Origin of the sequence: Duganella sp. Root336D2 (genome assembly GCF_001425005.1) — a bacterium.
Lineage (GTDB): Bacteria > Pseudomonadota > Gammaproteobacteria > Burkholderiales > Burkholderiaceae_D > Rugamonas.
Window position 1 is genome coordinate 102499 of the sequence record NZ_LMDB01000036.1, and the last position, 24669, is coordinate 127167.

The window sequence follows — 24669 nt, forward strand, 5'->3', positions numbered from 1 at the left end:
CAAGGAATCAAATGGATATCTGGAAGTGGGTTTTCGACACACACCGCGACCTTGAGGAAGCCGGCAATCACCGTTTGGCGGAGCTGATCAACGAGATTCCGACCAATGCGAGCCGGGGCAGGCTGGAGCTCGCGCAAGCCGCGTTGCCGGAAGCCTTGGCCGCAGCGCGGGCAGCGCGATTACCCTGGTTGGAGGTGTATTTCCGCCACTGGACAATCAATCCGCGGGTCTGCACCCGGAGGGAAGGCGAGGCAGCACTGAAGGACACTGTGTCGCTGTTCGAATTTGCGCATCGACCCGAAACCATCAATTGCCCGCAGAGCGTGTGCACAACCCAGGACATCGCCTGCTGCTATGCGAACGTGGACGGCGCAGGCTATGCGACCGATCGCATCGCCGTGTGCAAGGAAACACTGGCGCGCATCGATAATAGCTGGGGGTGTTTCCGCTGCATCAGCAGCGAAATGATGAATGCCCTGGTGGATGCAGCAAAGCCGGAGGAAGCCCTGGCGTTTGCGGACCAGCAGTTGCCCTTGCTGCAGGAAACCGGCGCGGACCAAAGCGTCGATTGGTTCGAGCCATTAGCGCAAGCGCAATTTTCCGCGGGCCAGTTTGAAACTGCCCTCGCTACTTTGGACTACATCGAAGAGCAGGGCTTTGACAGCGATAATCCACCCAAGCACTACGCCCGTTCCTGCATGCGATTCCGTCTGCTTGCGCTGCTCGGCCGAACCGAGGAAGCGTGGGCGATGCTGCCGCCGGAAGAAAAGGCACAGGAGTTTGGCGAATGCCTGGACCTGTCTGCCGGCCTTGAAGTGCTTCTGCAGTCGGCGCCTGGGCGTAACGATTACCTGGTTGGGCGCCGTACTGCTGCTGCAGTGCGGCGGTACAGCGCATCTGGATCGCACCGTCTCACCCTCGATGCCCTGGCGTACCACGTACGCCTGGCTGTTGCACGTGGTGCGCGCTGGTCGGCAAACCTGATGCTGGAACTTGCGCGTCCGCACCTCGCGAAATTGAAGCAGCCACTGGGCGCTCCTGAAGCATTTTCCAACCTGGAAGCGATGGTGGCGTCGATGCCTGCGGTGCGCGAGTTGCCCGTGCCGGCGCAAGAACTGGCTGATTACGTCAGCGGCGGTGAAAGCCTTGACGCCGAACAGGACCTGGAGCTGCTGCTGGCAGGGGCCGCCAGCCTGCCTTCGGACGCAGGCCTGGCGGTCCTCATTTCGCGTGCTATGCGTGCCTGCGGCGGAATGGATGCGGCCCGCGACCACTTGTGGACCTACCTGCGCACTCAATCTGCCAAGGCCGAAGTAGTCGAGGAAATGGAATCGGTTCTGGTCGAGGCCCGCGAGGAAGCGGGTACCCAGGCATTGGCCGGAATGCTGCGCGAATCCGATCCGATCCGGGCCCATTTGTGCCTGGCCCGGTTTGCTTTTGCAACTGGGCGCTGGAATGAAGTTGCCAGCCACGCCAGGCCGGTTCTCGAGCTGGAGCCGGGTAACGAAACGGCGCGCGCCTTGTGGTCTTTTGCGGCAATGCGTGAAGGCGATTTCGAGCAGGCGCTGATCTTGCTCGAGCAAATCATCGACGAAGAGGGGGAGCCCGGGAACGCACATTGGGAAGCGATCGTCGCTGCGAGCGCATTGCGTCGCTGGGATAGCGTGCGCGCGTTGGGCGCTGCGCTTGGCATGGAGTTCGAAGCAGGCGAGGGCCCGATTGAGGAAAAGTGGGGAGTCGTACGGGTGCAGTATGAGGACGACGGCGAAATGATGGAACGTTTCGCTCACCGTACCGGCCCCGCCACAGCGCGCATTGTTTCGCTTTCGGGATCGATGCGGCGTCAAACCCTCGGTCAGTTGGTCGTATTCCATCCGCAACCACTTGAAAGCGTTCCGGACGACGAGGGAGAGGCGAACCAGTTCGTACAACTGTACAAGGTCGTCAAAGTCCTCGAACAAAGTGGCTACGGCACCAGCTACCTGGTAGATGGCGCGCATCCCGGCGAGGGCGAGCTGAATACTCTGACTGAGGCGTTCGCAGCTCGTGGCTGGAAATGGATCGTGCACAGTGATGACGACTACAGAATCTTCGACAATGAAACGGAAACCGAACTCCCCGGTGTCTATTTCCTCGTCGCGGCACCCGCCGACACCCCCGCCGCCGCAATTGACGAAACGCTGCGCGAACTGACGGCGGGCTATGAGCACCCAATGTGCTGGATTGCCCTCGCCGAAGCCGCCGGCTCTAATGTCGATTATCACGAGGCACTGATGGAGCGCTATGATTTATAAAGTGGATGTTCTTGATCCTTGGAGGGAAGCCTGATGGAAGAGCTCATGAGTGCTGATGAACTGGATCGGTTCGAGCGGAGGTGGCGATTCACTTTTACTTGTTTCGCAGTGATTTTTGCCGCCGCACTTTTCGATCACATGCTTCGCTCTCCGCACGGCAAAGAAGCTGTCTGGTGTTACTCTTGCGGCGCTGTGGCGTTCGTAATGTGCCTCTTTTCAGCCTACAAACTGCACGATGCGGCACGCCATGAAGGTGTGATCGGAGGACTTGAGTTGCTAGGGGAGGATCTTTCGGCTGGCGACTCGGATGATTAATTGGGCCGAGTGCCGCACTGTGAATCGACACCGATACTGTAGACACTCCTGAGCCATAATTGTGGCAATGAATCGCTTTGCCATTTCTTCAAAAAGGCCTTGCGTGAATTCCGCAATTGACAGGGCAGTTTTCAGATCCAGAAAGGTTTAGTGCATGATGATTCGAGCCGCTACGGACCGCGACGTTTCTCAAACCGCCGAAATGGTCGGTGAACTGCTTGCCGAGATCATGGCCGCTATCGGCGAGCAGGCGTTCAATTTTGACTTGCCGGCGACAATTGATCGGCTGGGAACCTTCATCACCCAGGAAAAGTATTATGTCTTTGTCGCCTGGGATGGCGATCATGCCGCCGGCTTTGTGGCGCTCTATGAAAGCTGTTCACTGTACGCTGAAGGCGCATTCGGCACGATCCCGGAGTTCTATGTTCGCCCGGCATACCGTTCAAAAGAACTGGGCTTGCAACTTCTTTCCAAGGCCAAGGCTTTCGGCCGCTCGCGCGGCTGGAAGCGGCTGGAGGTAACGACGCCACCTTTACCCCAGTTCGACAGGACGCTGGCATTTTATGAGCGCGAGGGCTTTGCGATCAGCGGTGGCCGAAAATTAAAGGTGATATTGTGATCGAGGGACCTTTCTATCATGGCACCAAAGCCGATCTGGAAGTTGGCGACCTGATTGGCCGCGGCTATACATCCAATTACGGCAGCAGGCGGCAAGCGAATTTTGTCTACCTCAGCGCAACGTTGGAAGCCGCAACCTGGGGCGCCGAGTTGGCAGTGGGCGAGGGGCGCGGCAGGATCTATATCGTGGAGCCGACAGGCCCGATCGAGGATGATCCAAACCTGACGAACAAGCGCTTCCCTGGCAACCCTACCAAATCATACCGCTCGCGCGAACCGCTGCGCATCATCGGTGAGATCAAGGACTGGACCGGCCACCCTCCCGAACGCCTTCAGGAAATGCTTGATCACCTTGATAAGCTCAAGGAACAGGGTATCGAAGCAATCGAAGAGTAAAGTGCATACCAAAAATAAGGGGAGACAAATGAAAAAAATCTTGAGTGCGATGGTGCTGGCGCTGCTGGCTTGCTCGGCACAGGCGCAGGCGCCAACATCGCCTGCGTACGATGCGCAGCTGGCAAAGTCGCTGGGCGGGAATGAACATGGCATGCGCAAGTATGTGTTTGTGGTGCTGCGCACGGGGCCGAACAAGGTACCGGCCGGACAGGAGCGGACAGAGATGTTCGCCGGCCATATGGCGAATATCCAGCGCCTGGCCAACGAGCGCAAGTTGGCCTATGCCGGCCCGCTGGATGGCGTCGATGACGCGCGCGGCATCTTCATCTTCGCAGTTGAAAACATCGACGAGGCCAAGGCGCTGGTGGCTACAGATCCAGTCATCATCAAGGGTGAAATGGTGGCGGAGTACCACACCCATTTCGGCTCCGCAGGCTTGATGATGGTGAACCAGGTCCACTCGCAAATCATGAAGCCGGCGGCGAAATGAAATTTGCGACGGTCCGCACCTACGCCATGTCGCTGCCGGATGTCAGCGACGAGCCGCATCACAATTTTGGCTCGTTTCGCGTGAAGGGAAAGATCTTTGTCACTGTCCCGCCGGGAGAGGAATTCGTCCACATTTTCATCCCTGACGAAAGGCGCGATGAAGTGCTGGAGCTGTATTCTTCCTTCGCCGAAAAGCTGATTTGGGGCAGCAAGGTGCTTGGCGTGCGGGTCGAGCTGGCGAAGGCAGATGCTGCGGTGGTGAAGCGCCTGGTCAAGCAAGCGTGGGAACATAAGGCGCTGAAAGGCAATCGTGCCTGATGTGCAGTAGCGCTTTGCTGAAATAAGTTAGTCAGGCCGAGAGCGGCCAGTACCGGACTTTCGGCAACGCTAACGTAGTAGAAAAGTGAAAGGGTGGGAATGTCCGGAGTGCACCTAGAATTGATGCGTGACCCTTCTCGTACCTTCCCTCAAATTGCCGATCCTGATACGGTGCGTAGTGCTAAGGTTTGGTTCTGCAAATATAAGAGCCTTGCCCCACTGGCGGAGTTACGTAACTTGGAAGAATTGGTCATCGCGAATTTTCCTGATGAGTGCTTCGAGTTCATAGGACGGCTTGAAAAGCTGCGCTTCCTGAGCGTAGTTCACATGCCAAAGGTGCGCGATTTCGCGCCTTTAGCCGCACTAACACAGCTGACGTCACTATCCTTATCAACGCTTCCGAGTTGGGATGCATCAAGGAAGACGACAATCATCGAATCGCTCGACCCGCTGTCGACGATCCCAGCACTCGCACATCTGGAACTTTTCGGTATATGCCCGCCGGACAAATCGCTTGTTCCAATCGAGAAATGCAAAGACCTCCGAACGGCTCGCATCTCACAATTTCCGCGAGCCGAAATCGATCGGTTCTATGCTGTAACCAAAGTCGGCAATCGGTTCAACCCGGAGCCATCTTTTTCCTAACCCGTCAATGTCGGCTATGGGGCGGAAGCTGCCTTCCAGTTGACACGCAATGTCGGTTCAAGTCCGAGCTAGTACATCTGATATTCGCACTGCCGAAGCGACCATTCGCCCCTGGAAATCGCCCATTCGTCGGCTCGGCCAAGCGCGCAAGGCAGGTTGAAGTTAGCATCCAGATTTTTGAGGAGGCCTGGCAGTGAGGAAACTACCCGCAATTCTCTTCGCATCACTCTCCGTTCTGCAATCAACCTATGCGTTGGCCGAAACACCGCTCGAACAGCGCCTTGATGCTGCGCTGGCGCCGATGTTCAAGCCGAATTGGCCTGGCGCCACGGTAATCGTCACGCGCGACGGCAAGCCGGTTTTCCGCAAGGCCTACGGCTTGGCCAATGTGGCGGAGAACACGCCAATGCAGCCCGAAATGCAATTGCGCATTGGCTCCATCACCAAGCAGTTCACCGCCATCAGCATCCTGATGCTGGCGGAGCAGGGCAAGCTGTCGGTGACGGACGATGTGCGCAAGTTCCTGCCGGATTTTCCGGACAAGGGGAGCCGCATCACGATCGAACACTTGTTGCAGCACACCTCAGGCATCCCGAACTACACTGCGCTGAAAGCGTTTCGCGAGTTGCCGGATGAAGGCGTGACCCTCACCCAGGTGTTCGACGTCTTTGCCAGGGAGCCGCTGGACTTCGCGCCTGGCGAGCGTCACAGCTACAGCAATTCTGGCTATTTCCTGTTGGGACTCATCGTTGAGAAGTTGTCCGGCATGAAGTACCACGACTTCGTCGCGAAGAATATCTTCGATCCACTCGGCATGCAGGACACGGCGCACGAAGGTTTCGAGCGCAGCGCCAAGCGCCATATCAAGGGCCACCGCCTGAACGGGAAAGAAATCGTGGCGGTAAAGGACATCGACGTGACGCTGGCCTATTCGGCGGGCGCGCTGGTGACCACGGTGGACGACATGGCGCGCTGGGATGCTGCCGTCAGCTGCGGAAAATTGCTCAAGCCGGCCACCTGGGGGCAGGCCTTCACTGCCTGCCGCCTGCCAAAGGATGCACCCTGCAACTACGGCTACGGCTGGAATATCGGCACGCTGGCTGGCCACAAGATGATCCATCACGGCGGCTCGATCCCTGGGTTCACCGCGCAGGCCTTGCGCCTGCCGGACGACAAGGTGTTCGTCGCGGTACTCACCAACGGCAACGGCGGTGCCGTGAACACACCGGTCATTGCCTACAAGGCGGCGGGCATTGCGATCGGCCAGCCGTTCGCCGATTTCAAGCCGATTGCATTGGCGCCGGAAGCACTGGAAGCCTTCGTCGGCACTTATGTCAGCCCAGATAAGATGAAGCGTGTGGTGCGCCGCGACGGTGACAAGCTGGTCATGCAACGGGAGGGCCGCGAGGCAGCGCCGATCATGGCGCATGCGCCGGACAGCTTCTTCATGGAGGGATCGCTGGCGAGCCTGGAATTCCAGCGCGGCGCGGACGGCAAGGTCCGCAGCCTGCTGGTGCGCCAGCCTGGTGCAGACGAGACCGCACTGCGCCAGTAAAAAGAGGCCGCCAGCTTCACTACGAGCTGGCGGCCCGGACGTGCTCGCGGCTAGCGCGTCATGAGGGAGGCATAGGCCAGCGGTTTATCTGGCAGGTCCTCATCTTGATAAACAATACTGCCACTGACATAGCCCTGGTGCGATATGACGATGTTGAGGGTCATCGACCTGTCGACCGATTCAAACATGTTCTCACCGGTGGCTACAATTTCCCGTTCCGACTGCTTGCCAACCTGTGCATACAGGTGGTTGGCGATGCGGTTGATGTACATCTTCTTGCCGTTGGAAAGATAGTATTCACCCTTGTAGGCATGCAGGTCATCCGGCCAGATAAAGTATGGCTGGGGTTTGGCGGCCGGAACAATCACGCGGCCGACATCGGATTGTTGCTGCGCCAGGGCTTGCATGCAGCTTAGGGCAAGCCCCAGTATCGCAATGACTCTTTTCATGACGCCTCCTCGTTTCAGCGCGAGGCGAATTCCACCAGCACAGGTAGTGAGCCTGTGCGCAGACTGCTATCGACATACGCTACATTGCCGGTGATCTGGCCGTCCCAGGTGTATTTGATGTGGACGGAAAGCTTGCCGTCCGCCGCGCTGAATTTGCGCAAACCTGTGGCGATCAGTTCGTGCTTCGGTAGAGAGCCAATCTGGCCGTACATCCTGGCGCCTTGCCTGGTGAGATACAAGGTCTTGCCGTTGGCGAGCTGGTAGTCGCCAATATATTCAAGGATTTCGTCGGGCCACAAAGTAAGTGGCTTCACGTCCTTCTGGGCAGGCACCACAACTGTTTCGACCGAAGTCTGGCTTTGGGCTGGGACGCTAAAGGCGAAGAGACCCAGGCCGCACGCGAGCAATAGGCGTTTCACGATAGCCTCCCATTGGCTCAGCGCGATGCAAACCGGATGCTGATCACCTTCGGTTCAAGGCCAGCCATTGGCTGCGATTCGTCGATATAGTTCAAGCTGCCGCTGACGGAATCGTCATTTGCCCACACGAGTTCCATCCACATCTTGCCGTCGAGTGCCTGGAATTTGCCGCTGCCGGCGCGGGTGATCTCGTGTTCGTTCTGTTCGTCGACACGCGCATACAGCCGCGTGGCTTTGCGAATCAGGTAAAGCGTTTTGCCGTTGGAGAGATCGTATGCGCCTTTGTATTTGCCAAATTCATCAGGCGACATATAGACGCGTTGAACCTCTTTCGAGGCGGGAATCAAAACTTTTTGATCGGAGCTCTGTGCGTACGCCGAAATGGCGAGCGCGAACAGGCAGCCGGTAGCCACAAACCGCTTCATGATTGCCTCCATTTTTTTGGTGTGGCCAGGTCTCTAAAATTGCCTGGCTCTTTCAATATAGCGCCCGATCGGGCTGGTTGCTACCCCGGCGTCATCTCGGCTCGTGGCCGCGGTGCGCAGGCTATGCCTCGCGCTGTGTGGCGAGGCTATTGAGAGGTTGGGTGCCAGTTCTAATTGTTGTCTGGCACTATCCAATATAGCCCTGGCGGAGGACGACGGAACATCAATATTTTGATGAAACCATCTGTGGCGATACCCTGTGCATATGCCCCATCAGCGCTGGTAGGTAACGCGATACACCTTGTGCGCGTGGTCGTCGGAAACCAGTATCGAACCATCCGGCATCACCGCGATATCGACTGGACGGCCGCTCACCTGTTCGTTCTGCAGGAAGCCGTCGATGAAGGCGGTATCGCTGACCAGTTTATTGCCATGCAGGGTGACCAGCCGTACCTGGTAGCCAATCTTGTCAGGGCGATTCCAGGAGCCGTGTTCCGCGATGAGCAGCTGGTTGCGGTACGGTTCAGGGAACTGCGTGCCGGTATAGAAGGCCAGGCCCAGCGGCGCCACGTGCGGGCCAAGCGCCGCGACGGGCGCGACGTAGGCGTCGCAGCTCTTGCCCTGGCCGAATTGCGGATCAGGCAGTACGCCGCCATGGCAGTACGGGAAGCCGAAGTGCATGCCTGCTTTCGGGGCCACATTCAGTTCGCAGGAAGGCATGTTGTCGCCCATTTCGTCGCGGCCGTTATCGGTGAACCACAGTTCCTTCGTGACCGGATGCCAGGTGAAGCCGACCGTGTTACGTACACCGCGCGCGTACAGTTCCCAGTTGCTGCCGTCCGGGTTCATGCGCCAGATCTTGGAGTGGGCCTCGTCTTCCTTGTCGCACACATTACAGGGGGCGCCGATCGGGATGTACAGCTTGCCGTCCGGGCCGGCCTTGATGTATTTGGCGCCGTGCCAGGTTTCCGACGGCAGGTCGTTTTTGATGACTTTGTAGGCCGGCTTGCTGGCGTAGTTTTTTTCGATGTCGTCGAACCTGATGATGCGCGAGATTTCGCCGACGTACAGCGCGCCATTCAGCAGGGCGACGCCGTTGGGATTGTTCAGGCCTTCGGCCACGGTGACCACCTTTTCAGCCACGCCGTCCTTGTTGGCATCGACCAGGGCGTAGACCTTGCCGGCTTTTTGCGAGCCGACGAAGACCAGGCCGCTGCTGGTCACTGCCAGTTCGCGTGCGCCTTCCACCTTGTCGGCGTAAACAGCGATCTGGAAACCTTTTGGCAGTTTTAGCGCAGGCAGGCGATTGGCCGGCGCGGCAGGCGTAGCGCCGGCGTCGGCGGCGGCGTTGCGGGCGGCTGCATTGGCCGGCAGCAGGTACTCGGCCAGCGCACTAACCTGCTTGCTGCTCAGTTGCTTGTCCCAGGCCGGCATGCCTTTGTCGAGCACGCCTTTGCCGATCACACGCACCAGGTTGGCTTTGGTCGGCTGGCCGTGCAGCCATGCGGCGTCGGCCAGGCTGGGGCCGGCGGCGCCTTCCAGGTCCTTGCCATGGCACTGGGCGCAGTTGGCCTGGTAGAGCCTATGGGCGGCAGTGAGGTCGGGCGCTGCGGATGCAGGAGGGGAGAGCAGGGCGGCGGCCAGGGCAGGGGTGGCCAGCGTCAGGACTTTGTTATTCATTGTTTTTCCCTCTGGAATGACGAAAAGGCAGGCGGATTATCCGCCTGTTCCCTGTATTTTGCATTTCGTCGCATATGGCGGGACGCTGCCGGGGACGGCCGATATGATGAAACCATCGAAAAAACAGTCATTCGGGGAGCGCAAAATGAAAATCGCTAGAAACATGGAAACTATCTTCCTGGCCACCCTCCTGATCCTTGGTGGTATTAATATGGCAACCATACTTGCCACCAGCGCGCTCCCTGAGATGCCCTTTGTCCTCGCGGCAGCCAATCTGTGACAATGCGCTGATGACTTACCAAGGAAACATGATGAAGAAACCATTCCAGATTGGCTTGCTGTTCACCGCGCTGTGTCTGTTCCTGGGCCTGGCCCGGGCCGACGATACGACGACGGAGACGCGGGCGATCGATGCGCGCGTGGTGCGCGTCAAGCTCGACGGCGTGATCGACCTCAAGCTGCGCCGCGGCGATACGCCGGCGCTCAACATCACCACCGACAAGCGCTACGTCAGCAAAGTGACGGCCGTGCAGACCGGCGACACGCTCTACCTCGATACGGAGAGCCGCGGCGTCAAGCTGAAATCCGCGGCAGTGAAGGTGGAGCTGGTGCTGCCGCAGTTGCGTGAACTGGTGTCGGATGGCGTGGGCAGTACGGAGGTCAGCGGTTTCAGCGGCGAGAACATCGACCTCACCCTGGATGGTGCGGGCAGCATGAAGGTGGTGTGCGATTACAAGAAACTGAAGGCCAACCTGGGCGGCGTGGGCAGCATGCATGTGTGGGTGACGGAAAACGAAAATGTCGATCTCGACCTGCAGGGCGCGGGCTATATCACCATTGGCGGGCGGAGCAAGAACCTGAAGGCGACGCTGGGTGGCCTGGGCGGCTTGAACGCGCAGCAGTTCAAGGCGGAGGACGTCAGCCTGGACTTGAGCGGCTTGGGCAACGCGACCATCAACGCATCCAATAACGCCAACCTGAATTTGAGCGGACTGGGGTCTGTGACCGTGTACGGCAAGCCGACCACCCGCAATGTCAGCGTCGACGGCCTGGGCAAGGTGAGCTGGAAGTAAGAGACATTCTGCAGTGCATAAAAAGAGATAAATCTAAAGCACCATGAAAAAACTACGAGGCGTGTTAATCGCGCTCAGCATCGCACTTGGGCTACAGGCCAGTGCGCATGCCGGGTTCGCGGAAGGGGCTACGGCGTATAACAACAAGAATTATGCGCTGGCCTACAAGGAGATCCTGCCGCTGGCCAAGGCGGGTAATACGGATGCCGAGCATTTGCTTGGCTTGATGTATTACATGGGCCGTGGCGTGCCGCAGGACTACAAGCAGGCGCTGACCTGGCATCGCAAAGCTGCCCTCAAGGGCAAGTCGGATGCGCAGTATGTGGTCGGGGCCATGTACTACACGGGCAATGCGGTGATCCAGGACCATAAGGAGGCGGTGACCTGGTTCCGCAAGGCGGCGGAGCAGGGGCATCCGGATGCGCAGCAGGTCCTGGGGCTGATGTACCGTTATCACATTGGCGGCATGCCGCAGGATAATGTGATTGCGTATATGTTGTGGAACCTGGCAGCGGCAGGCGGGTCGGCCAATGCGGTGGAGCAGCGCTCGGCGGTGGCGCGCGGGATGACGCAGGAGCAGATCGAGGAAGGGCAGGCGTTGTCGTCGGGGTGGCGGCGCAACACGCCGTTGCCGCGGTCGTCGCGCACTGGCGGCGGCTGAGCCCCGGTCTGCTCGCCTGCCGCGGGCTGGGTTCTGGGCTTTTGATTTTCGGCGAAGATCAACATCGCACAACCAACACCGCAAACCTTTGAGCAGGCAGTGTCTGACCCTTGGGTCAGACACTGGTTTAACGGTTTTGTTATAATCCGCCCCGTCATTGGGGAGTAGCCTCTCCTCCACCTCCGGAGGAGGCATATGTCAACACACTTGGCCCACAGGCCATGGCATATGCGGTCCCATACTTGGCAAGACCTTTGACCACAGCGCCGCCGATTTTAGGCCGGGGGCGTGCTGTGGTCATTCGTCCGTGCCCGGCCTGGATTAAAACAATGGATTCCCTCCTCGTCTCAACCGGTGTAGTTGCGCTGGCCGAAATCGGCGACAAGACCCAGCTGCTGGCCTTCCTGCTTGCCGCCCGCTTCAAAAAGCCGCTGCCGATCATCGCCGGCATCTTCATTGCCACCATTTTCAACCACGGCCTGGCCGGCGCGCTTGGCGCCTGGATCACCTCCCTGCTCACGCCCGAAGTGCTGCGCTGGGTGCTGGGCCTGTCCTTCCTCGGCATGGCCGCCTGGACCCTGGTGCCGGACAAGATCGAGGACGATGAAACCAATATCGCCGGCCGTTTCGGCGTCTTCGGCGCTACCCTGGTCACCTTCTTCCTGGCCGAGATGGGCGACAAGACGCAGGTCGCCACCGTGGCCATGGCCGCCCACTACCCGGACCCGCTGATGGTGGTGGCCGGCACCACGCTCGGCATGCTGATCGCCGACGTGCCGGCGGTTTTCGCGGGCGATAAACTGGCCGCGAAAATTCCCCTCAAGCTGGTGCACGGCATCGCCGCCGCCATGTTCGCGGCCCTTGGCCTGGCGACCCTGCTCGGCATGGGCGCCCGCTTCGGGCTGTAAGCGCTACAATCGCCTCTTTCCCCCGGAGGTGATGCCATGATGCGTGCGATCGAAATCCAGAAACCCGGCGCGGCCGATGTGCTGCGTTTGTGCGAGCGCCCGCTGCCGGTGGCGAAGGAGGGCGAGCTGCGCATCCGCGTGCACGCGGCCGGCATCAACCGGCCGGACGTGTTCCAGCGCATGGGCAGCTACGCGCCGCCGCCTGGCGCCACCGATATCCCAGGCCTGGAAGTGGCGGGGGAGATCGTCGATGGCGACCTGGCTGCCAGCGGATTCAAGATCGGCGACATGGTGTGCGCCCTGGTGCAGGGCGGCGGCTACGCGGAATACGTGACGGCTCCCGTGGAGCAGGTGCTGCCGGTGCCGCGCGGCCTGTCGCCGCTGGAGGCAGCCTCGCTGCCGGAGACTTTCTTCACCGTCTGGAGCAACGTCTTCGACCGCGCCGGGCTGGGCCGGGGCGAGACCCTGCTGGTGCAGGGCGGGACCTCGGGCATTGGCGTGACGGCGATCCAGCTCGCGCGGGCGCTTGGCCACCGCGTGTTCGCCACGGCGGGCAGCGATGAGAAGGCGCGGGCGTGCGAAGCGCTGGGGGCGGCGCGCGGCATCAATTACCGCACCGAGGATTTCGCGGCGGTAGTGCGCGAACTGACCGGCGATACCGGCGTCGACGTGATCCTCGACATGGTGGGCGGCGACTACCTGCCGCGCGAGATCAGTTGCCTGGCCGATGATGGCCGCATTGCCATCATCGCGCTGCTGGGCGGTGCCAAGGGCACGCTGGACATGGGGCAGGTGCTGAAGCGCCGCCTGACCATTACCGGCTCCACGCTGCGTCCGCGCTCGGTCGCCTTCAAGGGCGCCATCGCGCGCCAGCTGCGCGAAAAAGCCTGGCCGCTGATCGAGGCAGGCGATATCAAGCCTGTCATTTATGAGAGCTTCCCGCTGGAGCAGGCCGCCAAGGCGCATGCGCTGATGGAGAGCAGCAACCATGTGGGCAAGATCATGCTGCAGGTAATTTAAGGCCCGTCAATCGAAGGCGGAGGCAACTGCCGCCGCCAGCCAGCCAAGGAATATCGTGGCGGCGGCGAGGATGCTCATCAAGAGCCAATAAATGCCGCCGGCATAGCCGGCCTGCGGCAGCTTGATCATGCCGAACATGGCCCCGGTTGCCGCAAGCGGCAGCAGGAGCAGGGCGCCTACCAGGTAATGGCGAAATTCGCGCTTGCCTGGCCCGTGGCGCCGGTCCATGCAAAGCTGTGCCAGTAATGCCCATGCAAGGATCAGGGTGCAGACGGTCGCCAGCAGGGCGAGGCTGCCGGACCCGTTGTCAGCAGCCAACGCTATTGCGCCGGCAATAATGGAGAGCGGCAGTGCCAGGGTAAAGCCGAAAGAGATGTCAAAAATATTATTTTTCATAGGGCGCGGAGTCTAGCGTTTGACCCGACTTTAAGGCGCACGCTACAATTACGGGTTATTAAAAATTAAGCTACTATGCGCCGCAAACTCGTCATCGGTAACTGGAAAATGAACGGCAGCCTTGCCGCCAACACTACCCTGTTGGCAGGTATCAAGGCTGGCCTGGGTGATGCAAAGGCCGATACCGCGGTCTGCGTCCCAGCCCCGTATCTGGCACAATGTCAGGCTGAACTCACCGGCAGCGCGCTTGCCTGGGGTTCGCAGGATGTGTCCGCCCATGCGTCGGGCGCCTTCACGGGCGAGATCTCGGCAGCGATGCTGCTCGATTTCGGCAGCAAATTCGCCCTCGTCGGTCACTCCGAGCGCCGCTCCTATCACAAGGAAAGCAGCGCCCTGGTCGCCCAGAAGGCGCTGGCTGCCGTGAACGCCGGCCTGGTGCCGGTGGTTTGCGTCGGCGAGACGCTGGACCAGCGCGATGCCGGCAAGACCGCCGATGTGGTGGGCGAGCAGCTGGATGCCGTGCTGGAGGTGCTGGGCGCCGGGCAGCTGGCAAAGATTGTGCTGGCGTACGAGCCCGTCTGGGCGATCGGCACCGGCAAGACCGCCACCCCGGAAATGGCGCAGGAAGTGCATGCACTGCTGCGCGCCCGGGTGGCGCAGAAGGATGCGGCGTCTGCCGCCGGCATGCAGATCCTGTATGGCGGCAGCATGAAGCCGGACAACGCCAAGGAATTGTTGGCCCAGCCGGATATCGATGGCGGCCTGATTGGCGGTGCGGCACTGAAGGCGGCGGATTTCCTCGCCATCATCGCTGCTGCATAAGCAGGACAATTTTATTATTTAAGGAATAGCATGAACTCTTTGTTCAATCTGGTTATCGTAGTGCAGGTCATTTCCGCCGTGGCGATCATCGGCCTGGTATTGCTGCAGCATGGCAAGGGTGCCGATATGGGCGCGGCCTTCGGCTCGGGCGCTTCCGGCAGCCTGTTTGGCGCCTCCGGCTCCTCCAACTTCCTGTCGAAGTCGACCGCACTGGCGGCGGCGATTTTCTTCGGCGCCACCCTGGGCCTGTCGGTCCTGGCCAGCAAGGGCAATGTTTCGGCCGGCGCCGGCGTGATGGATAACGTCAAGGCTCCAGCAGCGGCACCTGCGCCAGTCGCCGGCGCGGCAGCGATCCCTTCCGCCGCTCCAGCGCCTGCTCCTGCTGCTCCAGCGGCTGCAACCCCGGCCCCGGTTGAGGCTCCAGCTGCATCCGCACCGGCTGCTTCGGCGCCTGCGGCAGCCGCTCCGGCTGCTTCGCCAGCGAAGTAAAACTGGCAACTTTGAACTTTTTGCCGTTTTTCTTCTTGATTGTGCGCAATGTGCATTAACAAAGCGACGATCACAGTGTAGAATAGCGGCCTATTGCCGACGTGGTGAAATTGGTAGACACGCTATCTTGAGGGGGTAGTGGCGCAAGCTGTACGAGTTCGAGTCTCGTCGTCGGCACCAAAAAAGATCAAAAGCCAGCAGGTCGTTTGAATCATAGATTCAGTGGCTTAGCTGGTTTTTTTACGAGGATGTGTCGTTTGATCCTGGTCTCAGCATTAAGTGATTGGGGTCGAGCGTATTTCAATAAAGCTGCTTACCCATCGTGAACCTCGAAAATTACTTCCCCGTCCTGTTGTTCCTTCTCGTCGGCATTGGTGTCGGCGTAGTCCCGCAAGTGCTGGGCCATATCCTTGGCCCGAACAAGCCTGATGCGGCCAAGCTTTCCCCATTCGAGTGCGGCTTCGAAGCTTTCGAAGACGCGCGCATGAAATTCGACGTGCGTTACTACCTCGTCGCAATTCTGTTCATTCTGTTCGACCTTGAAACTGCATTCTTCTTCCCATGGGGCGTCTCCATGCGTGAACTGGGCTGGCAGGGTTACGTGACGATGATGGTGTTCATCGCCGAATTCGTGGTCGGTTTTTGGTATATCTGGAAGAAAGGTGCCCTTGATTGGGAATAAGCCATGTCTATTGAAGGCGTATTTAACGAAGGCTTCATCACCACTACCTTTGATACGGTAATCAACTGGGCGCGTACGGGTTCGATGTACCCGATGACGTTCGGTCTGGCTTGCTGTGCAGTGGAGATGATGCATGCTGGTGCTGCCCGTTACGACCTGGAGCGTTTCGGTTTCATGTTCCGTCCGTCGCCACGTCAGTCCGACGTGATGATCGTGGCAGGCACCCTGTGCAACAAGATGGCCCCTGCGCTGCGCAAGGTCTACGACCAGATGCCGGATCCGCGCTGGGTGATCTCCATGGGTTCCTGCGCCAACGGCGGCGGCTACTACCACTACTCGTACTCCGTGGTGCGCGGTTGCGACCGTATCGTGCCGGTCGACGTGTACGTGCCGGGCTGCCCGCCGACTGCGGAAGCACTGCTGTACGGCATCCTGCAGCTGCATAACAAGATCAAGAAGACCAACACGATCGCGCGGTAAGACCTTATGAACACACATCTGCAAACACTGGTCTCCGCCCTCGAGCAAAAGCTGGGCGAGCGGGCCTCCATCGTCATCGCGCTGGGCGAAGTGACGATTACAGTCAAATCTGGGGACTACTACCAGGTAATGCAAGAGCTGCGCGACGACGCAGCTTTGCGTTTTGATACGCTGATCGACTTGTGCGGCGTTGACTACTCGACCTACGGTGAAGGCACCTGGGACGGCCTGCGCTTCGCAGCCGTGACCCACCTGCTGTCCGTGGAAAAAAACTGGCGCCTGCGCGTGCGCGTGTTCGCGTCGGACGAAGACTTGCCTATCGTGGCCTCCGTGACCACGATCTGGCGCGCCGCCAACTGGTTCGAGCGCGAAGCGTTCGACCTGTTCGGCATTATTTTCGAAGGCCACAACGACCTGCGCCGCATCCTGACCGACTATGGTTTCATCGGCCACCCATTCCGCAAGGACTTCCCAGTGTCGGGCTACGTTGAAATGCGCTATGACCAGGAACAGAAGCGCGTTGTCTATCAGCCTGTGACCATCGAGCCGCGCGAAAACGTGCCGCGCGTGATCCGCGAAGAAAACTACGGGAAGTAAGAAATGGCTGAAATTAAGAATTACACCCTGAACTTTGGTCCGCAGCACCCTGCAGCGCACGGCGTGCTGCGCCTGGTGCTGGAGCTGGACGGTGAAGTGATCCAGCGCGCCGATCCGCATATCGGCCTGCTGCACCGCGCTACCGAAAAGCTGGCCGAACAGAAGACCTACCTGCAATCCGTGCCTTACATGGATCGCCTGGACTACGTGTCCATGATGTCCAACGAGCACGCCTACGTGATGGCGATCGAGAAGCTGCTGGGCCTGGAAGTGCCGGTGCGCGCGCAGTACATCCGCGTGATGTTCGACGAAATCACCCGCCTGCTGAACCACCTGCTGTGGCTGGGCGCGCACGCGCTGGACGTGGGCGCAATGGGCCCGTTCCTGTACGCTTTCCGCGACCGCGAAGACCTGATGGACTGCTACGAAGCCGTTTCCGGCGCGCGTATGCACGCGGCCTACTACCGCCCGGGCGGCGTGTATCGCGACCTGCCGGACTCGATGCCGCAGTACAAGGCATCGCTGATCCGCAACGCGAAAGCGCTGGCCGAGCGTAACGAAAACCGCCAGGGTTCCCTGCTGGACTTCGTGGAAGACTTCACCAAGCGCTTCCCGACCTATGTCGACGAATACGAGACCCTGCTGACCGACAACCGTATCTGGAAACAGCGTACCGTCGGCGTGGGCGTGGTGTCGCCGGAAGATGCGAAGGCCATGGGCTTCACCGGCGCCATGCTGCGCGGCTCGGGCATCGCCTGGGACGTGCGCAAGAAGCAGCCGTACGAAGTCTATGACAAGATGGACTTCGACATCCCGATCGGCACCAACGGCGACTGCTACGACCGCTACCTGGTGCGTATCGAAGAGATGCGCCAGTCGAACAAGATCATCAAACAGTGCGTCGCATGGCTGAAAGCCAATCCGGGTCCTGTCATGACCAGCAACCGCAAGGTCGCTCCGCCTAACCGCGTGGACATGAAGACCAATATGGAATCGCTGATCCACCACTTCAAGCTGTTCACCGAAGGCTTCCACGTGCCGCCGGGCGAAGCGTACAGCGCGGTGGAACACCCGAAAGGCGAATTCGGCATCTACCTGATCTCCGATGGCGCCAACAAGCCATACCGTATGAAGATCCGTGCACCGGGCTTTGCCCACCTGCAGGGGCTGGACGAAATGTCGCGCGGCCACATGATCGCCGACGCCGTGACCATCATCGGTACCCAGGACATCGTTTTCGGTGAAATCGACCGCTAAGGGCAAGAAATGCTGTTATCCCAAGAATGCTATAAAAAAATCGACCGCGAGTTGGCCAAGTATCCGGCCGACCAGCGCCAGTCGGCCGTGATGGCCTCGCTGGCCCACGCCCAGGTTGAACTGGGCTGGCTGTCGCCAGAAACCATGAAGGAAATCGCGGACTACATCCGCATGCCGGCCATCGCCGTGCAGGAAGTTGCGACTTTCTACAATATGTACAACCTGAAGCCGGTCGGCAAGCACAAGATCACCGTGTGCACCAACCTGCCTTGCGCACTGTCGGGCGGCGTGAAAGCTGCCGAGCACCTGAAGGCCAAACTGGGCATCGACTTCCGCGGCACCACCGAAGACGGTGCGTTCACGCTGATGGAAGGGGAGTGCATGGGCGCCTGCGGCGACGCACCGGTACTGCTGGTCAATAACCACCGCATGTGTTCCCACATGAGCAACGACAAACTGGACTCATTGATAAATGAGCTGAACCACGGAGTGGCGGAATGACCTCCCTGCACGATCGACACATCAATCCGCTGATCCTGAAGGATCTGAACGGCGACAACTGGCGCCTGGCCGACTACGTCAAACGCGGTGGTTACTCCGCGCTGCGCCGCATCATCGAAGAGAAGATCGCGCCGGAAGCGATCATCGCCGATTTGAAGACCTCCGGCCTGCGCGGCCGCGGCGGTGCGGGTTTCCCGACCGGCCTGAAATGGTCCTTCATGCCGCGCCAGTTCCCTGGCCAGAAATACCTCGTCTGCAACACCGACGAAGGCGAACCGGGTACGTTCAAGGACCGCGACATCATTCGCTACAATCCGCATTCGCTGATCGAAGGCATGGCCATCGGCGCCTACGCGATGGGCATCACCGTGGGCTACAACTACATCCACGGCGAGATCTTCCAGGACTACCTGCGCTTTGAAGAAGCGCTGGAAGAGGCGCGTGCCGCCGGCTTCCTGGGCGACAAGATCATGGGTTCGGACTTCAGCTTCCAGCTGCACGCCCACCATGGCTACGGTGCCTACATCTGCGGCGAAGAAACCGCGCTGCTGGAATCGCTGGAAGGCAAGAAAGGCCAGCCGCGCTTCAAGCCGCCTTTCCCGGCGTCGTTCGGCCTGTACGGCAAGCCGACCACCATCAACAACACCGAGACTTTCGCGGCCGTTCCGTTCATCCTGAACATCGGCGCCGAAAACTACCTCGGCCTGGGCAAGCCTAACAACGGCGGCACCAAGATCTTCTCGATCTCGGGCGACGTTGAGCGTCCAGGCAACTACGAAGTCCCGCTCGGCACGCCGTTTGCCAAGCTGATGGAACTGGCCGGCGGTATGCGCGGCGGCAAGAAGATCAAGGCCGTGATCCCTGGCGGTTCGTCCGCTCCGGTGATCCGCGGCGAGATCATGATGCAGACCGACCTCGATTACGATTCGATCGCCAAAGCCGGCTCCATGCTGGGTTCGGGCGCCGTGATCGTGATGGACGAGACGCGCTGCATGGTGAAAGCCCTGGAACGCCTGTCCTACTTCTACTTTGAAGAGTCGTGCGGCCAGTGCACCCCGTGCCGTGAAGGCACCGGCTGGATGTACCGCATGATCCACCGTATCGAGAACGGCCAGGGCCGTCCTTCGGACCTGGACATGCTGAATTCCATCGCCGACAACATCCAGGGCCGCACTATCTGCGCGCTGGGCGATGCTGCCGCTATGCCGGTCCGCGCCTTCGTCAAGCAGTTCCGCGAAGAATTTGAATATCACGTCGAACACAAGCACTGTCTGGTGCCTGTATCGGCTTACTAAGCTGCGATTATCATGGTTGAAATCGAAATTGACGGCAAAAAGGTAGAAGTCCCTGCGGGTAGCATGGTGATGGACGCCGCCAACAAGCTGGGTACCTACATCCCGCACTTCTGCTATCACAAGAAATTGTCGATCGCTGCAAACTGCCGTATGTGCCTGGTCGAAGTTGAGAAGGCGCCCAAGCCTTTGCCAGCATGCGCCACGCCGGTATCGGCTGGCATGATTGTGAAGTCCGCCTCCGACAAGGCTGTGCAAGCACAGAAGTCGGTGATGGAATTCCTGCTGATTAACCACCCGCTGGATTGCCCGATCTGCGACCAGGGCGGTGAGTGCCAGCTGCAGGACTTGGCCGTAGGTTACGGCAAGATGGAGTCCCGCTACGAAGAAGAGAAGCGCGTGGTGCCGCCGAAGGCCGGCAGCGCGCTGGTGGCGATGGAAGAAATGTCGCGCTGCATCCACTGCACCCGCTGCGTGCGCTTTGGCCAGGAAGTGGCCGGCGTGATGGAGCTGGGCATGCTGGGCCGCGGCGAGCATTCCGAGATCACCACCTTCGTGGGCGAAGCGGTGAGCTCCGAAATGTCGGGCAATATGATCGACCTGTGCCCGGTCGGCGCGCTGACCTCGCGTCCGTTCCGCTACAGCGCCCGTACCTGGGAATTGTCGCGCCGCAAATCGGTCTCCCCGCACGACTCCACCGGCGCCAACCTGATCGTGCAAGTGAAGCAGGGCTCCGTGAAGCGCGTGCTGCCATTCGAAAACGACGACGTCAACGAATGCTGGATTTCCGACAAGGACCGCTACTCCTACGAAGCGCTGGAAAGCGCCGAGCGCCTGGCCAAGCCAATGCTGAAGCAGGGCGGCGAATGGAAAGAAGTTGAATGGCAGGTCGCGCTGGAGTACGTGGCGCACGGCCTGAAGAACATCAAGCATGAACACGGCGCCGACTCGCTGGCCGCATACGCGACCGCGCATTCGACCGTGGAAGAGCTGACCCTGCTGAAGAAGCTGATGCACGGCGTAGGTTCGGAGAACGTCGACTTCCGCCTGCGCCAGTCCGACTTCGCGCTGGACGGCGAAGTGAAGCCGTGGCTGGGCATGCCGATCGCTGAACTGAGCACCCTGCAACGCGTGTTCGTGATCGGTTCCTTCCTGCGCAAGGACCATCCGCTGTTCGCAACCCGCATCCGTGCGGCCGTGAAAGCCGGCGGCAAGCTCTCCGTGCTGCATGGCTCGAACGACGAAAACCTGATCACCACCGCCAACAAGATCATCGCTGCGCCGACCGACTGGCTGGCCGCGCTGTCCGGCGTGGTTGCCGCCGTGGCGAAAGCCAAGGGCGTGGCCGCTCCGGCCGGCTTCGAAGGTATTGTCGCTTCCGCGGCAGCCGATGCCGTCGCCGAATCGCTGATCGGCGGCGAGCGCAAGGCGGTCTTCCTGGGTAACGCCGCAGTGGCGCATCCGCAAGCGTCGAAGCTGCACGCTGCCGCGCAGTGGATCGCGGAACAGACCGGCGCCAAGCTGGGCTACCTGACCGAAGCTGCCAACACCGTTGGCGGCTACCTGGTTGGCGCCACCGCGAAGAACGCTGCTCCAGCCTTCGCCGTGCAGAAGAAAGCCTACGTGCTGCTGAACGCCGAGCCGGAACTGGACGCTGCCAACCCGCAGGCTGCCAAGACCGCGCTGAACGCCGCCGACATGGTGGTCGTGATGTCGGCCTTCAAGCATGGCATGGACTATGCCGACGTGCTGCTGCCGGTCGCTCCGTTTGCCGAGACTTCCGGTTCCTTCGTCAACGCCGAAGGCCGCCTGCAGTCCTTCAACGGCACCGTCAAGCCGATGGGCGATGCCCGTCCGGCCTGGAAAGTGCTGCGCGTCCTGGGCAACATCCTGGGCCTGGGCGGTTTCGACTACGAAACTTCGGAATCGATCCGCGACGAACTGTTCGAAAAGGGCGCCTCCGACCTGTCCGCCAAGCTGTCGAACGTGTCGCGCAAGGCTGCAGTTGCCGGCGTGCCGTTCACGGCAACCGGCTTGCAGCGCCTGGCCGACGTGCCGATCTACTTCGCTGACGCCATGGCGCGCCGCTCCGGCCCGCTGCAGGCGACTAGCGACGCTGCCGCGCCTAAAGCCTACCTGTCTACTGCCACCGCGCAGCAGATCGGCGTGAAGGCCGGCGACAAGGTTGAAGTCAAGCAGGGCTCCGGCTTTGCGATCCTGGAAGCCACCATCGACGCCGGCCTGCCAGCGAACGTGGTGCGCGTGTCCGCCGCCCATGCATCGACTTCGATGCTGGGCGCGATGTTCGGTGACATCACCGTTGCTAAAGCAGGGGAGGGCAAATAATGGCTCTGCCAGAAATGATTGATTCGATTAAGGTAATGGGCGAGGCCAACCTCGGCACCTTCTGGCCGTTCGTCTGGACCATGGCCAAGATCCTGTGCGTGACCCTGCCCCTGATGGGCCTGGTCGCCTACCTGACCCTGTGGGAGCGTAAGCTCCTCGGCTGGATCCAGATCCGTATCGGCCCGAACCGCGTGGGCCCGAACGGCCTGCTGCAGCCGATCGCCGACGCACTGAAACTGCTGTTCAAAGAGATCATCGTCCCGACCAAGTCGAACAAGTCCCTGTTCTTCATCGGTCCTGTGATGACCATCATGCCGGCTCTGGCTTGCTGGGCGGTGGTGCCGTTCGCCCCGGGCGCTGCCCTGGCCGACGTCAACGCCGGCCTGCTGCTGATCATGGCAATCGCCTCGATGGAGGTGTACGGCATCATCATCGCCGGCTGGTCCGCCAACTCGAAGTACTCCTTCATGGGCGCGATGCGCGCATCGGCGCAGATGGTGTCCTACGAAATCGCCATGGGCTTCGCCCTGGTGATCGTGCTGATGGTTTCCGGGTCGCTGAACCTGTCGGAAATCGTGGCCGGCCAGCAGAAGGGCACCATGGCATCCATGGGCCTGAACCTGCTGTCGTGGAACTGGCTGCCGCTGCTGCCGATCTTCGTCGTGTACCTGGTGTCCGGCCTGGCCGAATGCAACCGTCACCCGTTCGACGTGGTGGAAGGCGAATCCGAGATTGTCGGCGGCCACATGGTCGAATACGGCGGCATGGCTTACGCCATGTTCTTCCTGGCGGAATACGCCAACATGATCCTGATCTCGCTGCTGGCGTCGATCATGTTCCTGGGTGGCTGGTCCGCCCCGATCGCAGCGCTGGAATTCGGCGGCGTGTTCGGCGGCTTCTTCTGGCTGTTCATCAAGACCTTCTTCATCGTATCGCTGTTCATCTGGACGCGCGGCACCTTCCCGCGTTACCGCTATGACCAGATCATGCGTTTGGGCTGGAAAGTGTTCATCCCGCTGACCCTGGCATACCTGGTGTTCGTGGCGACGTGGATGCAGACCTCCTGGAATATTTGGAAGTAAGAGAGCGAATACAGAATGGACCGATTGAAAGATTTCTTCGGCAGCTTCTTGCTGACCGAACTGTTCAAGGGGATGGCGCTGACTGGCAAATACATGTTTGCCAAGAAGATCACCGTCCAGTTCCCTGAAGAGAAAACCCCGATCTCGCCGCGTTTCCGCGGCCTGCACGCCCTGCGCCGCTACCCGAACGGCGAAGAGCGCTGCATCGCCTGCAAACTGTGCGAAGCAGTTTGCCCGGCGATGGCGATCACCATCGAGTCGGAGCAGCGTGACGACGGCAGCCGCCGTACCACGCGCTACGACATCGACCTGACCAAGTGCATCTTCTGCGGCTTCTGCGAAGAATCCTGCCCGGTGGACTCGATTGTCGAGACGCACGTACTGGAATACCACGGCGAAAAACGCGGTGACCTGTACTACACCAAAGAGATGCTGCTGGCCGTAGGCGACCGCTACGAAGCGGAAATCGCGGCTAACCGCGCGGCTGATGCCAAGTACCGCTGATCGCCGAGGCTAATAAAATGAACTTCACTTCTATTTTGTTCTACGTGTTCGCTGCCATCCTGGTGCTGGCATCGCTGCGCGTGATTACCGCCCGCAACCCGGTGCAAGCAGCGCTGTTCCTGGTGCTGGCCTTCTTCCAGGCGGCCGGCATCTGGATGCTGCTGAAAGCGGAATTCCTGTCCATCGTGCTGGTGCTGGTGTACGTCGGCGCCGTCATGGTCCTGTTCCTGTTCGTCGTCATGATGATCGACATCGACATGGACAAGCTGCGCGCGGGCTTCTGGAATTACCTGCCGATCGCTTCCATCGTCGGCGGCGTGATCGTGCTGGAAATGGCTGCCGTGATCTGGCGCTCGTTCCCGTCCACCGGCACCGCTGTGCCTGAGGCGGCCAACAGCATCGGCCAGACCAAGGCGCTGGGCCTGAAGATCTACACCGAGTACGTCTACGCGTTTGAAATCGCGGCGGTGGTGCTGCTGGTGGCAATCGTTGCCGCCGTCGCCCTGACCCTGCGCAAGCGCAAAGACACCAAGGCTATCGACCCGGGCGTCGCCGTCCGCGTCAAGCGCAATGACCGCCTGAAGATCGTGAAGATGGACGCTGTCGTCCACGCTCCGGTCGCAGCTGCGGAAACGAAGGAGGCACCATGACTTTATCCCTGGCTCATTACCTGGTCCTGGGCGCGATCCTGTTCGCGATCTCGATCGTCGGTATTTTCCTGAACCGCAAGAACGTCATCGTCCTGCTGATGGCCATCGAACTGATGCTGCTGGCAGTGAACATGAACTTCATCGCGTTCTCGCACTACCTGGGCGACGCGGCCGGGCAGATCTTCGTCTTCTTCATCCTGACCGTGGCGGCTGCCGAATCGGCAATCGGCCTTGCGATCCTGGTGGTGATGTTCCGTAACCTGGACACCATCAACGTGGAAGACCTGGACAGCCTCAAAGGCTAAG

At 60.2% G+C, this 24669-nt stretch carries 31 protein-coding genes, 1 tRNA gene and 1 riboswitch; of the genes, 27 read left to right on the forward strand and 5 right to left on the reverse strand.

The window, feature by feature from the left end; all coding sequences use genetic code 11:
- The first annotated feature begins 11 nt into the window (after positions 1–11).
- The 8 genes from ASD07_RS22940 to ASD07_RS22970 all read left to right on the forward strand — a co-directional run bounded on the left by ASD07_RS22940 (position 12) and on the right by ASD07_RS22970 (position 6630).
- Positions 12–2294, forward strand: a complete 2283-nt coding sequence (locus tag ASD07_RS22940; protein WP_055935606.1) for a hypothetical protein — start codon at positions 12–14, stop codon at positions 2292–2294.
- A 33-nt stretch (positions 2295–2327) separates the two neighbouring features.
- Positions 2328–2609 carry a hypothetical protein gene (locus ASD07_RS22945; RefSeq protein WP_055935609.1) on the forward strand — a complete coding sequence of 94 codons (282 nt, stop codon included), beginning with the start codon at positions 2328–2330 and terminating at the stop codon, positions 2607–2609.
- A 154-nt stretch (positions 2610–2763) separates the two neighbouring features.
- Positions 2764–3228 (forward strand): GNAT family N-acetyltransferase, encoded by a 465-nt coding sequence (locus ASD07_RS22950; RefSeq protein WP_055935612.1) that lies wholly within the window; start codon positions 2764–2766, stop codon positions 3226–3228.
- Positions 3210–3623 carry an NAD(+)--rifampin ADP-ribosyltransferase gene (gene arr, locus ASD07_RS22955; protein WP_055935614.1) on the forward strand — a complete coding sequence of 138 codons (414 nt, stop codon included), beginning with the start codon at positions 3210–3212 and terminating at the stop codon, positions 3621–3623. The genes ASD07_RS22950 and arr overlap by 19 nt, the downstream gene beginning before the upstream one ends.
- Positions 3624–3651: 28 nt before the next feature.
- Positions 3652–4113 (forward strand): YciI family protein, encoded by a 462-nt coding sequence (locus ASD07_RS22960; protein WP_057245550.1) that lies wholly within the window; start codon positions 3652–3654, stop codon positions 4111–4113.
- Positions 4110–4430, forward strand: coding sequence for an MmcQ/YjbR family DNA-binding protein (locus tag ASD07_RS22965; RefSeq protein WP_055935620.1), 321 nt, complete (start codon positions 4110–4112; stop codon positions 4428–4430). Before ASD07_RS22960 ends, ASD07_RS22965 begins: the two co-directional genes overlap by 4 nt.
- A gap of 123 nt (positions 4431–4553) precedes the next feature.
- Positions 4554–5075 (forward strand): hypothetical protein, encoded by a 522-nt coding sequence (locus tag ASD07_RS30410; RefSeq protein ID WP_082507543.1) that lies wholly within the window; start codon positions 4554–4556, stop codon positions 5073–5075.
- A 193-nt stretch (positions 5076–5268) separates the two neighbouring features.
- Positions 5269–6630, forward strand: coding sequence for a serine hydrolase (locus ASD07_RS22970; protein WP_156398153.1), 1362 nt, complete (start codon positions 5269–5271; stop codon positions 6628–6630).
- 50 nt (positions 6631–6680) lie between these two features.
- Here the strand turns inward: ASD07_RS22970 and ASD07_RS22975 are convergent, their stop codons facing one another.
- The 4 genes from ASD07_RS22975 to ASD07_RS22990 form a co-directional block, all read right to left on the reverse strand.
- A complete protein-coding gene (locus ASD07_RS22975; protein ID WP_156398154.1) occupies positions 6681–7079 on the reverse strand; it encodes a hypothetical protein in 399 nt (132 codons plus the stop codon).
- 14 nt (positions 7080–7093) lie between these two features.
- The gene (locus ASD07_RS22980; protein WP_156398155.1) at positions 7094–7498 is read right to left on the reverse strand and encodes a hypothetical protein; all 405 of its coding nucleotides are present in this window, start codon (positions 7496–7498) and stop codon (positions 7094–7096) included.
- Between the two features lie 17 nt (positions 7499–7515).
- Positions 7516–7935, reverse strand: a complete 420-nt coding sequence (locus tag ASD07_RS22985; protein WP_055935633.1) for a hypothetical protein — start codon at positions 7933–7935, stop codon at positions 7516–7518.
- Positions 7936–8196: 261 nt separating this feature from the next.
- On the reverse strand, positions 8197–9603 hold the full coding sequence (locus tag ASD07_RS22990) for a c-type cytochrome (protein ID WP_055935636.1): 1407 nt from the start codon (positions 9601–9603) through the stop codon (positions 8197–8199).
- A gap of 103 nt (positions 9604–9706) precedes the next feature.
- Here ASD07_RS22990 and ASD07_RS22995 point away from each other — a divergent pair, with 103 nt between their 5' ends.
- From ASD07_RS22995 to ASD07_RS23015, 5 genes are all read left to right on the forward strand, one after another.
- The gene (locus ASD07_RS22995; RefSeq protein ID WP_156398156.1) at positions 9707–9883 is read left to right on the forward strand and encodes a hypothetical protein; all 177 of its coding nucleotides are present in this window, start codon (positions 9707–9709) and stop codon (positions 9881–9883) included.
- 28 nt (positions 9884–9911) lie between these two features.
- A complete protein-coding gene (locus tag ASD07_RS23000; protein WP_229207262.1) occupies positions 9912–10676 on the forward strand; it encodes a GIN domain-containing protein in 765 nt (254 codons plus the stop codon).
- A 43-nt stretch (positions 10677–10719) separates the two neighbouring features.
- Positions 10720–11337 carry a tetratricopeptide repeat protein gene (locus tag ASD07_RS23005; protein ID WP_055935646.1) on the forward strand — a complete coding sequence of 206 codons (618 nt, stop codon included), beginning with the start codon at positions 10720–10722 and terminating at the stop codon, positions 11335–11337.
- 147 nt (positions 11338–11484) lie between these two features.
- Positions 11485–11660, forward strand: a riboswitch (yybP-ykoY riboswitch).
- 6 nt (positions 11661–11666) lie between these two features.
- The gene (locus ASD07_RS23010; RefSeq protein ID WP_055935649.1) at positions 11667–12245 is read left to right on the forward strand and encodes a TMEM165/GDT1 family protein; all 579 of its coding nucleotides are present in this window, start codon (positions 11667–11669) and stop codon (positions 12243–12245) included.
- 39 nt (positions 12246–12284) lie between these two features.
- Positions 12285–13265, forward strand: a complete 981-nt coding sequence (locus ASD07_RS23015; RefSeq protein WP_055936399.1) for an NAD(P)H-quinone oxidoreductase — start codon at positions 12285–12287, stop codon at positions 13263–13265.
- Positions 13266–13271: 6 nt separating this feature from the next.
- Here the strand turns inward: ASD07_RS23015 and ASD07_RS23020 are convergent, their stop codons facing one another.
- Positions 13272–13661, reverse strand: coding sequence for a hypothetical protein (locus ASD07_RS23020; RefSeq protein WP_055935652.1), 390 nt, complete (start codon positions 13659–13661; stop codon positions 13272–13274).
- A gap of 75 nt (positions 13662–13736) precedes the next feature.
- On the opposite strand from ASD07_RS23020, the gene tpiA reads away from it, so the two are divergent.
- The 14 genes from tpiA to nuoK all read left to right on the forward strand — a co-directional run bounded on the left by tpiA (position 13737) and on the right by nuoK (position 24668).
- Positions 13737–14483 carry a triose-phosphate isomerase gene (gene tpiA / locus ASD07_RS23025; RefSeq protein ID WP_055935655.1) on the forward strand — a complete coding sequence of 249 codons (747 nt, stop codon included), beginning with the start codon at positions 13737–13739 and terminating at the stop codon, positions 14481–14483.
- Positions 14484–14513: 30 nt separating this feature from the next.
- On the forward strand, positions 14514–14972 hold the full coding sequence (secG, locus tag ASD07_RS23030) for a preprotein translocase subunit SecG (protein WP_055935658.1): 459 nt from the start codon (positions 14514–14516) through the stop codon (positions 14970–14972).
- A 95-nt stretch (positions 14973–15067) separates the two neighbouring features.
- Positions 15068–15152: transfer RNA gene (locus tag ASD07_RS23035), tRNA-Leu, on the forward strand.
- A gap of 142 nt (positions 15153–15294) precedes the next feature.
- Entirely contained in the window at positions 15295–15654 is a 360-nt protein-coding gene (locus ASD07_RS23040) for an NADH-quinone oxidoreductase subunit A (protein ID WP_028104279.1), read from the forward strand.
- A gap of 3 nt (positions 15655–15657) precedes the next feature.
- Complete coding sequence (locus tag ASD07_RS23045) at positions 15658–16134, forward strand: NADH-quinone oxidoreductase subunit B family protein (RefSeq protein ID WP_028104278.1); 477 nt, start codon at positions 15658–15660, stop codon at positions 16132–16134.
- A gap of 6 nt (positions 16135–16140) precedes the next feature.
- Complete coding sequence (locus ASD07_RS23050) at positions 16141–16731, forward strand: NADH-quinone oxidoreductase subunit C (protein WP_055935661.1); 591 nt, start codon at positions 16141–16143, stop codon at positions 16729–16731.
- A 3-nt stretch (positions 16732–16734) separates the two neighbouring features.
- Positions 16735–17988 carry an NADH-quinone oxidoreductase subunit D gene (locus ASD07_RS23055; RefSeq protein ID WP_055935664.1) on the forward strand — a complete coding sequence of 418 codons (1254 nt, stop codon included), beginning with the start codon at positions 16735–16737 and terminating at the stop codon, positions 17986–17988.
- A 9-nt stretch (positions 17989–17997) separates the two neighbouring features.
- Positions 17998–18489, forward strand: coding sequence for an NADH-quinone oxidoreductase subunit NuoE (gene nuoE / locus ASD07_RS23060; RefSeq protein ID WP_055935667.1), 492 nt, complete (start codon positions 17998–18000; stop codon positions 18487–18489).
- Positions 18486–19784 (forward strand): NADH-quinone oxidoreductase subunit NuoF, encoded by a 1299-nt coding sequence (gene nuoF / locus ASD07_RS23065; RefSeq protein WP_055935670.1) that lies wholly within the window; start codon positions 18486–18488, stop codon positions 19782–19784. Before nuoE ends, nuoF begins: the two co-directional genes overlap by 4 nt.
- Before the next feature lie 12 nt (positions 19785–19796).
- The gene (gene nuoG / locus ASD07_RS23070) at positions 19797–22127 is read left to right on the forward strand and encodes an NADH-quinone oxidoreductase subunit NuoG (RefSeq protein ID WP_055935673.1); all 2331 of its coding nucleotides are present in this window, start codon (positions 19797–19799) and stop codon (positions 22125–22127) included.
- A complete protein-coding gene (nuoH, locus tag ASD07_RS23075) occupies positions 22127–23209 on the forward strand; it encodes an NADH-quinone oxidoreductase subunit NuoH (RefSeq protein ID WP_055935677.1) in 1083 nt (360 codons plus the stop codon). Before nuoG ends, nuoH begins: the two co-directional genes overlap by 1 nt.
- Positions 23210–23224: 15 nt before the next feature.
- Positions 23225–23713, forward strand: a complete 489-nt coding sequence (gene nuoI, locus ASD07_RS23080; protein ID WP_028104271.1) for an NADH-quinone oxidoreductase subunit NuoI — start codon at positions 23225–23227, stop codon at positions 23711–23713.
- A gap of 17 nt (positions 23714–23730) precedes the next feature.
- On the forward strand, positions 23731–24363 hold the full coding sequence (locus tag ASD07_RS23085) for an NADH-quinone oxidoreductase subunit J (protein WP_055935680.1): 633 nt from the start codon (positions 23731–23733) through the stop codon (positions 24361–24363).
- Positions 24360–24668, forward strand: coding sequence for an NADH-quinone oxidoreductase subunit NuoK (gene nuoK, locus ASD07_RS23090; RefSeq protein WP_028104269.1), 309 nt, complete (start codon positions 24360–24362; stop codon positions 24666–24668). Before ASD07_RS23085 ends, nuoK begins: the two co-directional genes overlap by 4 nt.
- Position 24669 lies beyond the last annotated feature (1 nt).

What these genes read in the sequence shown, in the direction of transcription:
- ASD07_RS22940 (WP_055935606.1), top strand. Translation starts at nt 12, where the DNA reads ATGGATATCTGGAAGTGGGTTTTCGACACACACCGCGACCTTGAGGAA.
- ASD07_RS22945 (WP_055935609.1), top strand. Translation starts at nt 2,328, where the DNA reads ATGGAAGAGCTCATGAGTGCTGATGAACTGGATCGGTTCGAGCGGAGG.
- ASD07_RS22950 (WP_055935612.1), top strand. Translation starts at nt 2,764, where the DNA reads ATGATGATTCGAGCCGCTACGGACCGCGACGTTTCTCAAACCGCCGAA.
- ASD07_RS22960 (WP_057245550.1), top strand. Translation starts at nt 3,652, where the DNA reads ATGAAAAAAATCTTGAGTGCGATGGTGCTGGCGCTGCTGGCTTGCTCG.
- ASD07_RS22965 (WP_055935620.1), top strand. Translation starts at nt 4,110, where the DNA reads ATGAAATTTGCGACGGTCCGCACCTACGCCATGTCGCTGCCGGATGTC.
- ASD07_RS30410 (WP_082507543.1), top strand. Translation starts at nt 4,554, where the DNA reads ATGCGTGACCCTTCTCGTACCTTCCCTCAAATTGCCGATCCTGATACG.
- ASD07_RS22975 (WP_156398154.1), bottom strand. Translation starts at nt 7,079, where the DNA reads ATGAAAAGAGTCATTGCGATACTGGGGCTTGCCCTAAGCTGCATGCAA.
- ASD07_RS22985 (WP_055935633.1), bottom strand. Translation starts at nt 7,935, where the DNA reads ATGGAGGCAATCATGAAGCGGTTTGTGGCTACCGGCTGCCTGTTCGCG.
- ASD07_RS22990 (WP_055935636.1), bottom strand. Translation starts at nt 9,603, where the DNA reads ATGAATAACAAAGTCCTGACGCTGGCCACCCCTGCCCTGGCCGCCGCC.
- ASD07_RS22995 (WP_156398156.1), top strand. Translation starts at nt 9,707, where the DNA reads ATGATGAAACCATCGAAAAAACAGTCATTCGGGGAGCGCAAAATGAAA.
- ASD07_RS23000 (WP_229207262.1), top strand. Translation starts at nt 9,912, where the DNA reads ATGATGAAGAAACCATTCCAGATTGGCTTGCTGTTCACCGCGCTGTGT.
- ASD07_RS23005 (WP_055935646.1), top strand. Translation starts at nt 10,720, where the DNA reads ATGAAAAAACTACGAGGCGTGTTAATCGCGCTCAGCATCGCACTTGGG.
- ASD07_RS23010 (WP_055935649.1), top strand. Translation starts at nt 11,667, where the DNA reads ATGGATTCCCTCCTCGTCTCAACCGGTGTAGTTGCGCTGGCCGAAATC.
- ASD07_RS23015 (WP_055936399.1), top strand. Translation starts at nt 12,285, where the DNA reads ATGCGTGCGATCGAAATCCAGAAACCCGGCGCGGCCGATGTGCTGCGT.
- ASD07_RS23020 (WP_055935652.1), bottom strand. Translation starts at nt 13,661, where the DNA reads ATGAAAAATAATATTTTTGACATCTCTTTCGGCTTTACCCTGGCACTG.
- tpiA (WP_055935655.1), top strand. Translation starts at nt 13,737, where the DNA reads ATGCGCCGCAAACTCGTCATCGGTAACTGGAAAATGAACGGCAGCCTT.
- secG (WP_055935658.1), top strand. Translation starts at nt 14,514, where the DNA reads ATGAACTCTTTGTTCAATCTGGTTATCGTAGTGCAGGTCATTTCCGCC.
- ASD07_RS23045 (WP_028104278.1), top strand. Translation starts at nt 15,658, where the DNA reads ATGTCTATTGAAGGCGTATTTAACGAAGGCTTCATCACCACTACCTTT.
- ASD07_RS23050 (WP_055935661.1), top strand. Translation starts at nt 16,141, where the DNA reads ATGAACACACATCTGCAAACACTGGTCTCCGCCCTCGAGCAAAAGCTG.
- ASD07_RS23055 (WP_055935664.1), top strand. Translation starts at nt 16,735, where the DNA reads ATGGCTGAAATTAAGAATTACACCCTGAACTTTGGTCCGCAGCACCCT.
- nuoE (WP_055935667.1), top strand. Translation starts at nt 17,998, where the DNA reads ATGCTGTTATCCCAAGAATGCTATAAAAAAATCGACCGCGAGTTGGCC.
- nuoF (WP_055935670.1), top strand. Translation starts at nt 18,486, where the DNA reads ATGACCTCCCTGCACGATCGACACATCAATCCGCTGATCCTGAAGGAT.
- nuoG (WP_055935673.1), top strand. Translation starts at nt 19,797, where the DNA reads ATGGTTGAAATCGAAATTGACGGCAAAAAGGTAGAAGTCCCTGCGGGT.
- nuoH (WP_055935677.1), top strand. Translation starts at nt 22,127, where the DNA reads ATGGCTCTGCCAGAAATGATTGATTCGATTAAGGTAATGGGCGAGGCC.
- nuoI (WP_028104271.1), top strand. Translation starts at nt 23,225, where the DNA reads ATGGACCGATTGAAAGATTTCTTCGGCAGCTTCTTGCTGACCGAACTG.
- ASD07_RS23085 (WP_055935680.1), top strand. Translation starts at nt 23,731, where the DNA reads ATGAACTTCACTTCTATTTTGTTCTACGTGTTCGCTGCCATCCTGGTG.
- nuoK (WP_028104269.1), top strand. Translation starts at nt 24,360, where the DNA reads ATGACTTTATCCCTGGCTCATTACCTGGTCCTGGGCGCGATCCTGTTC.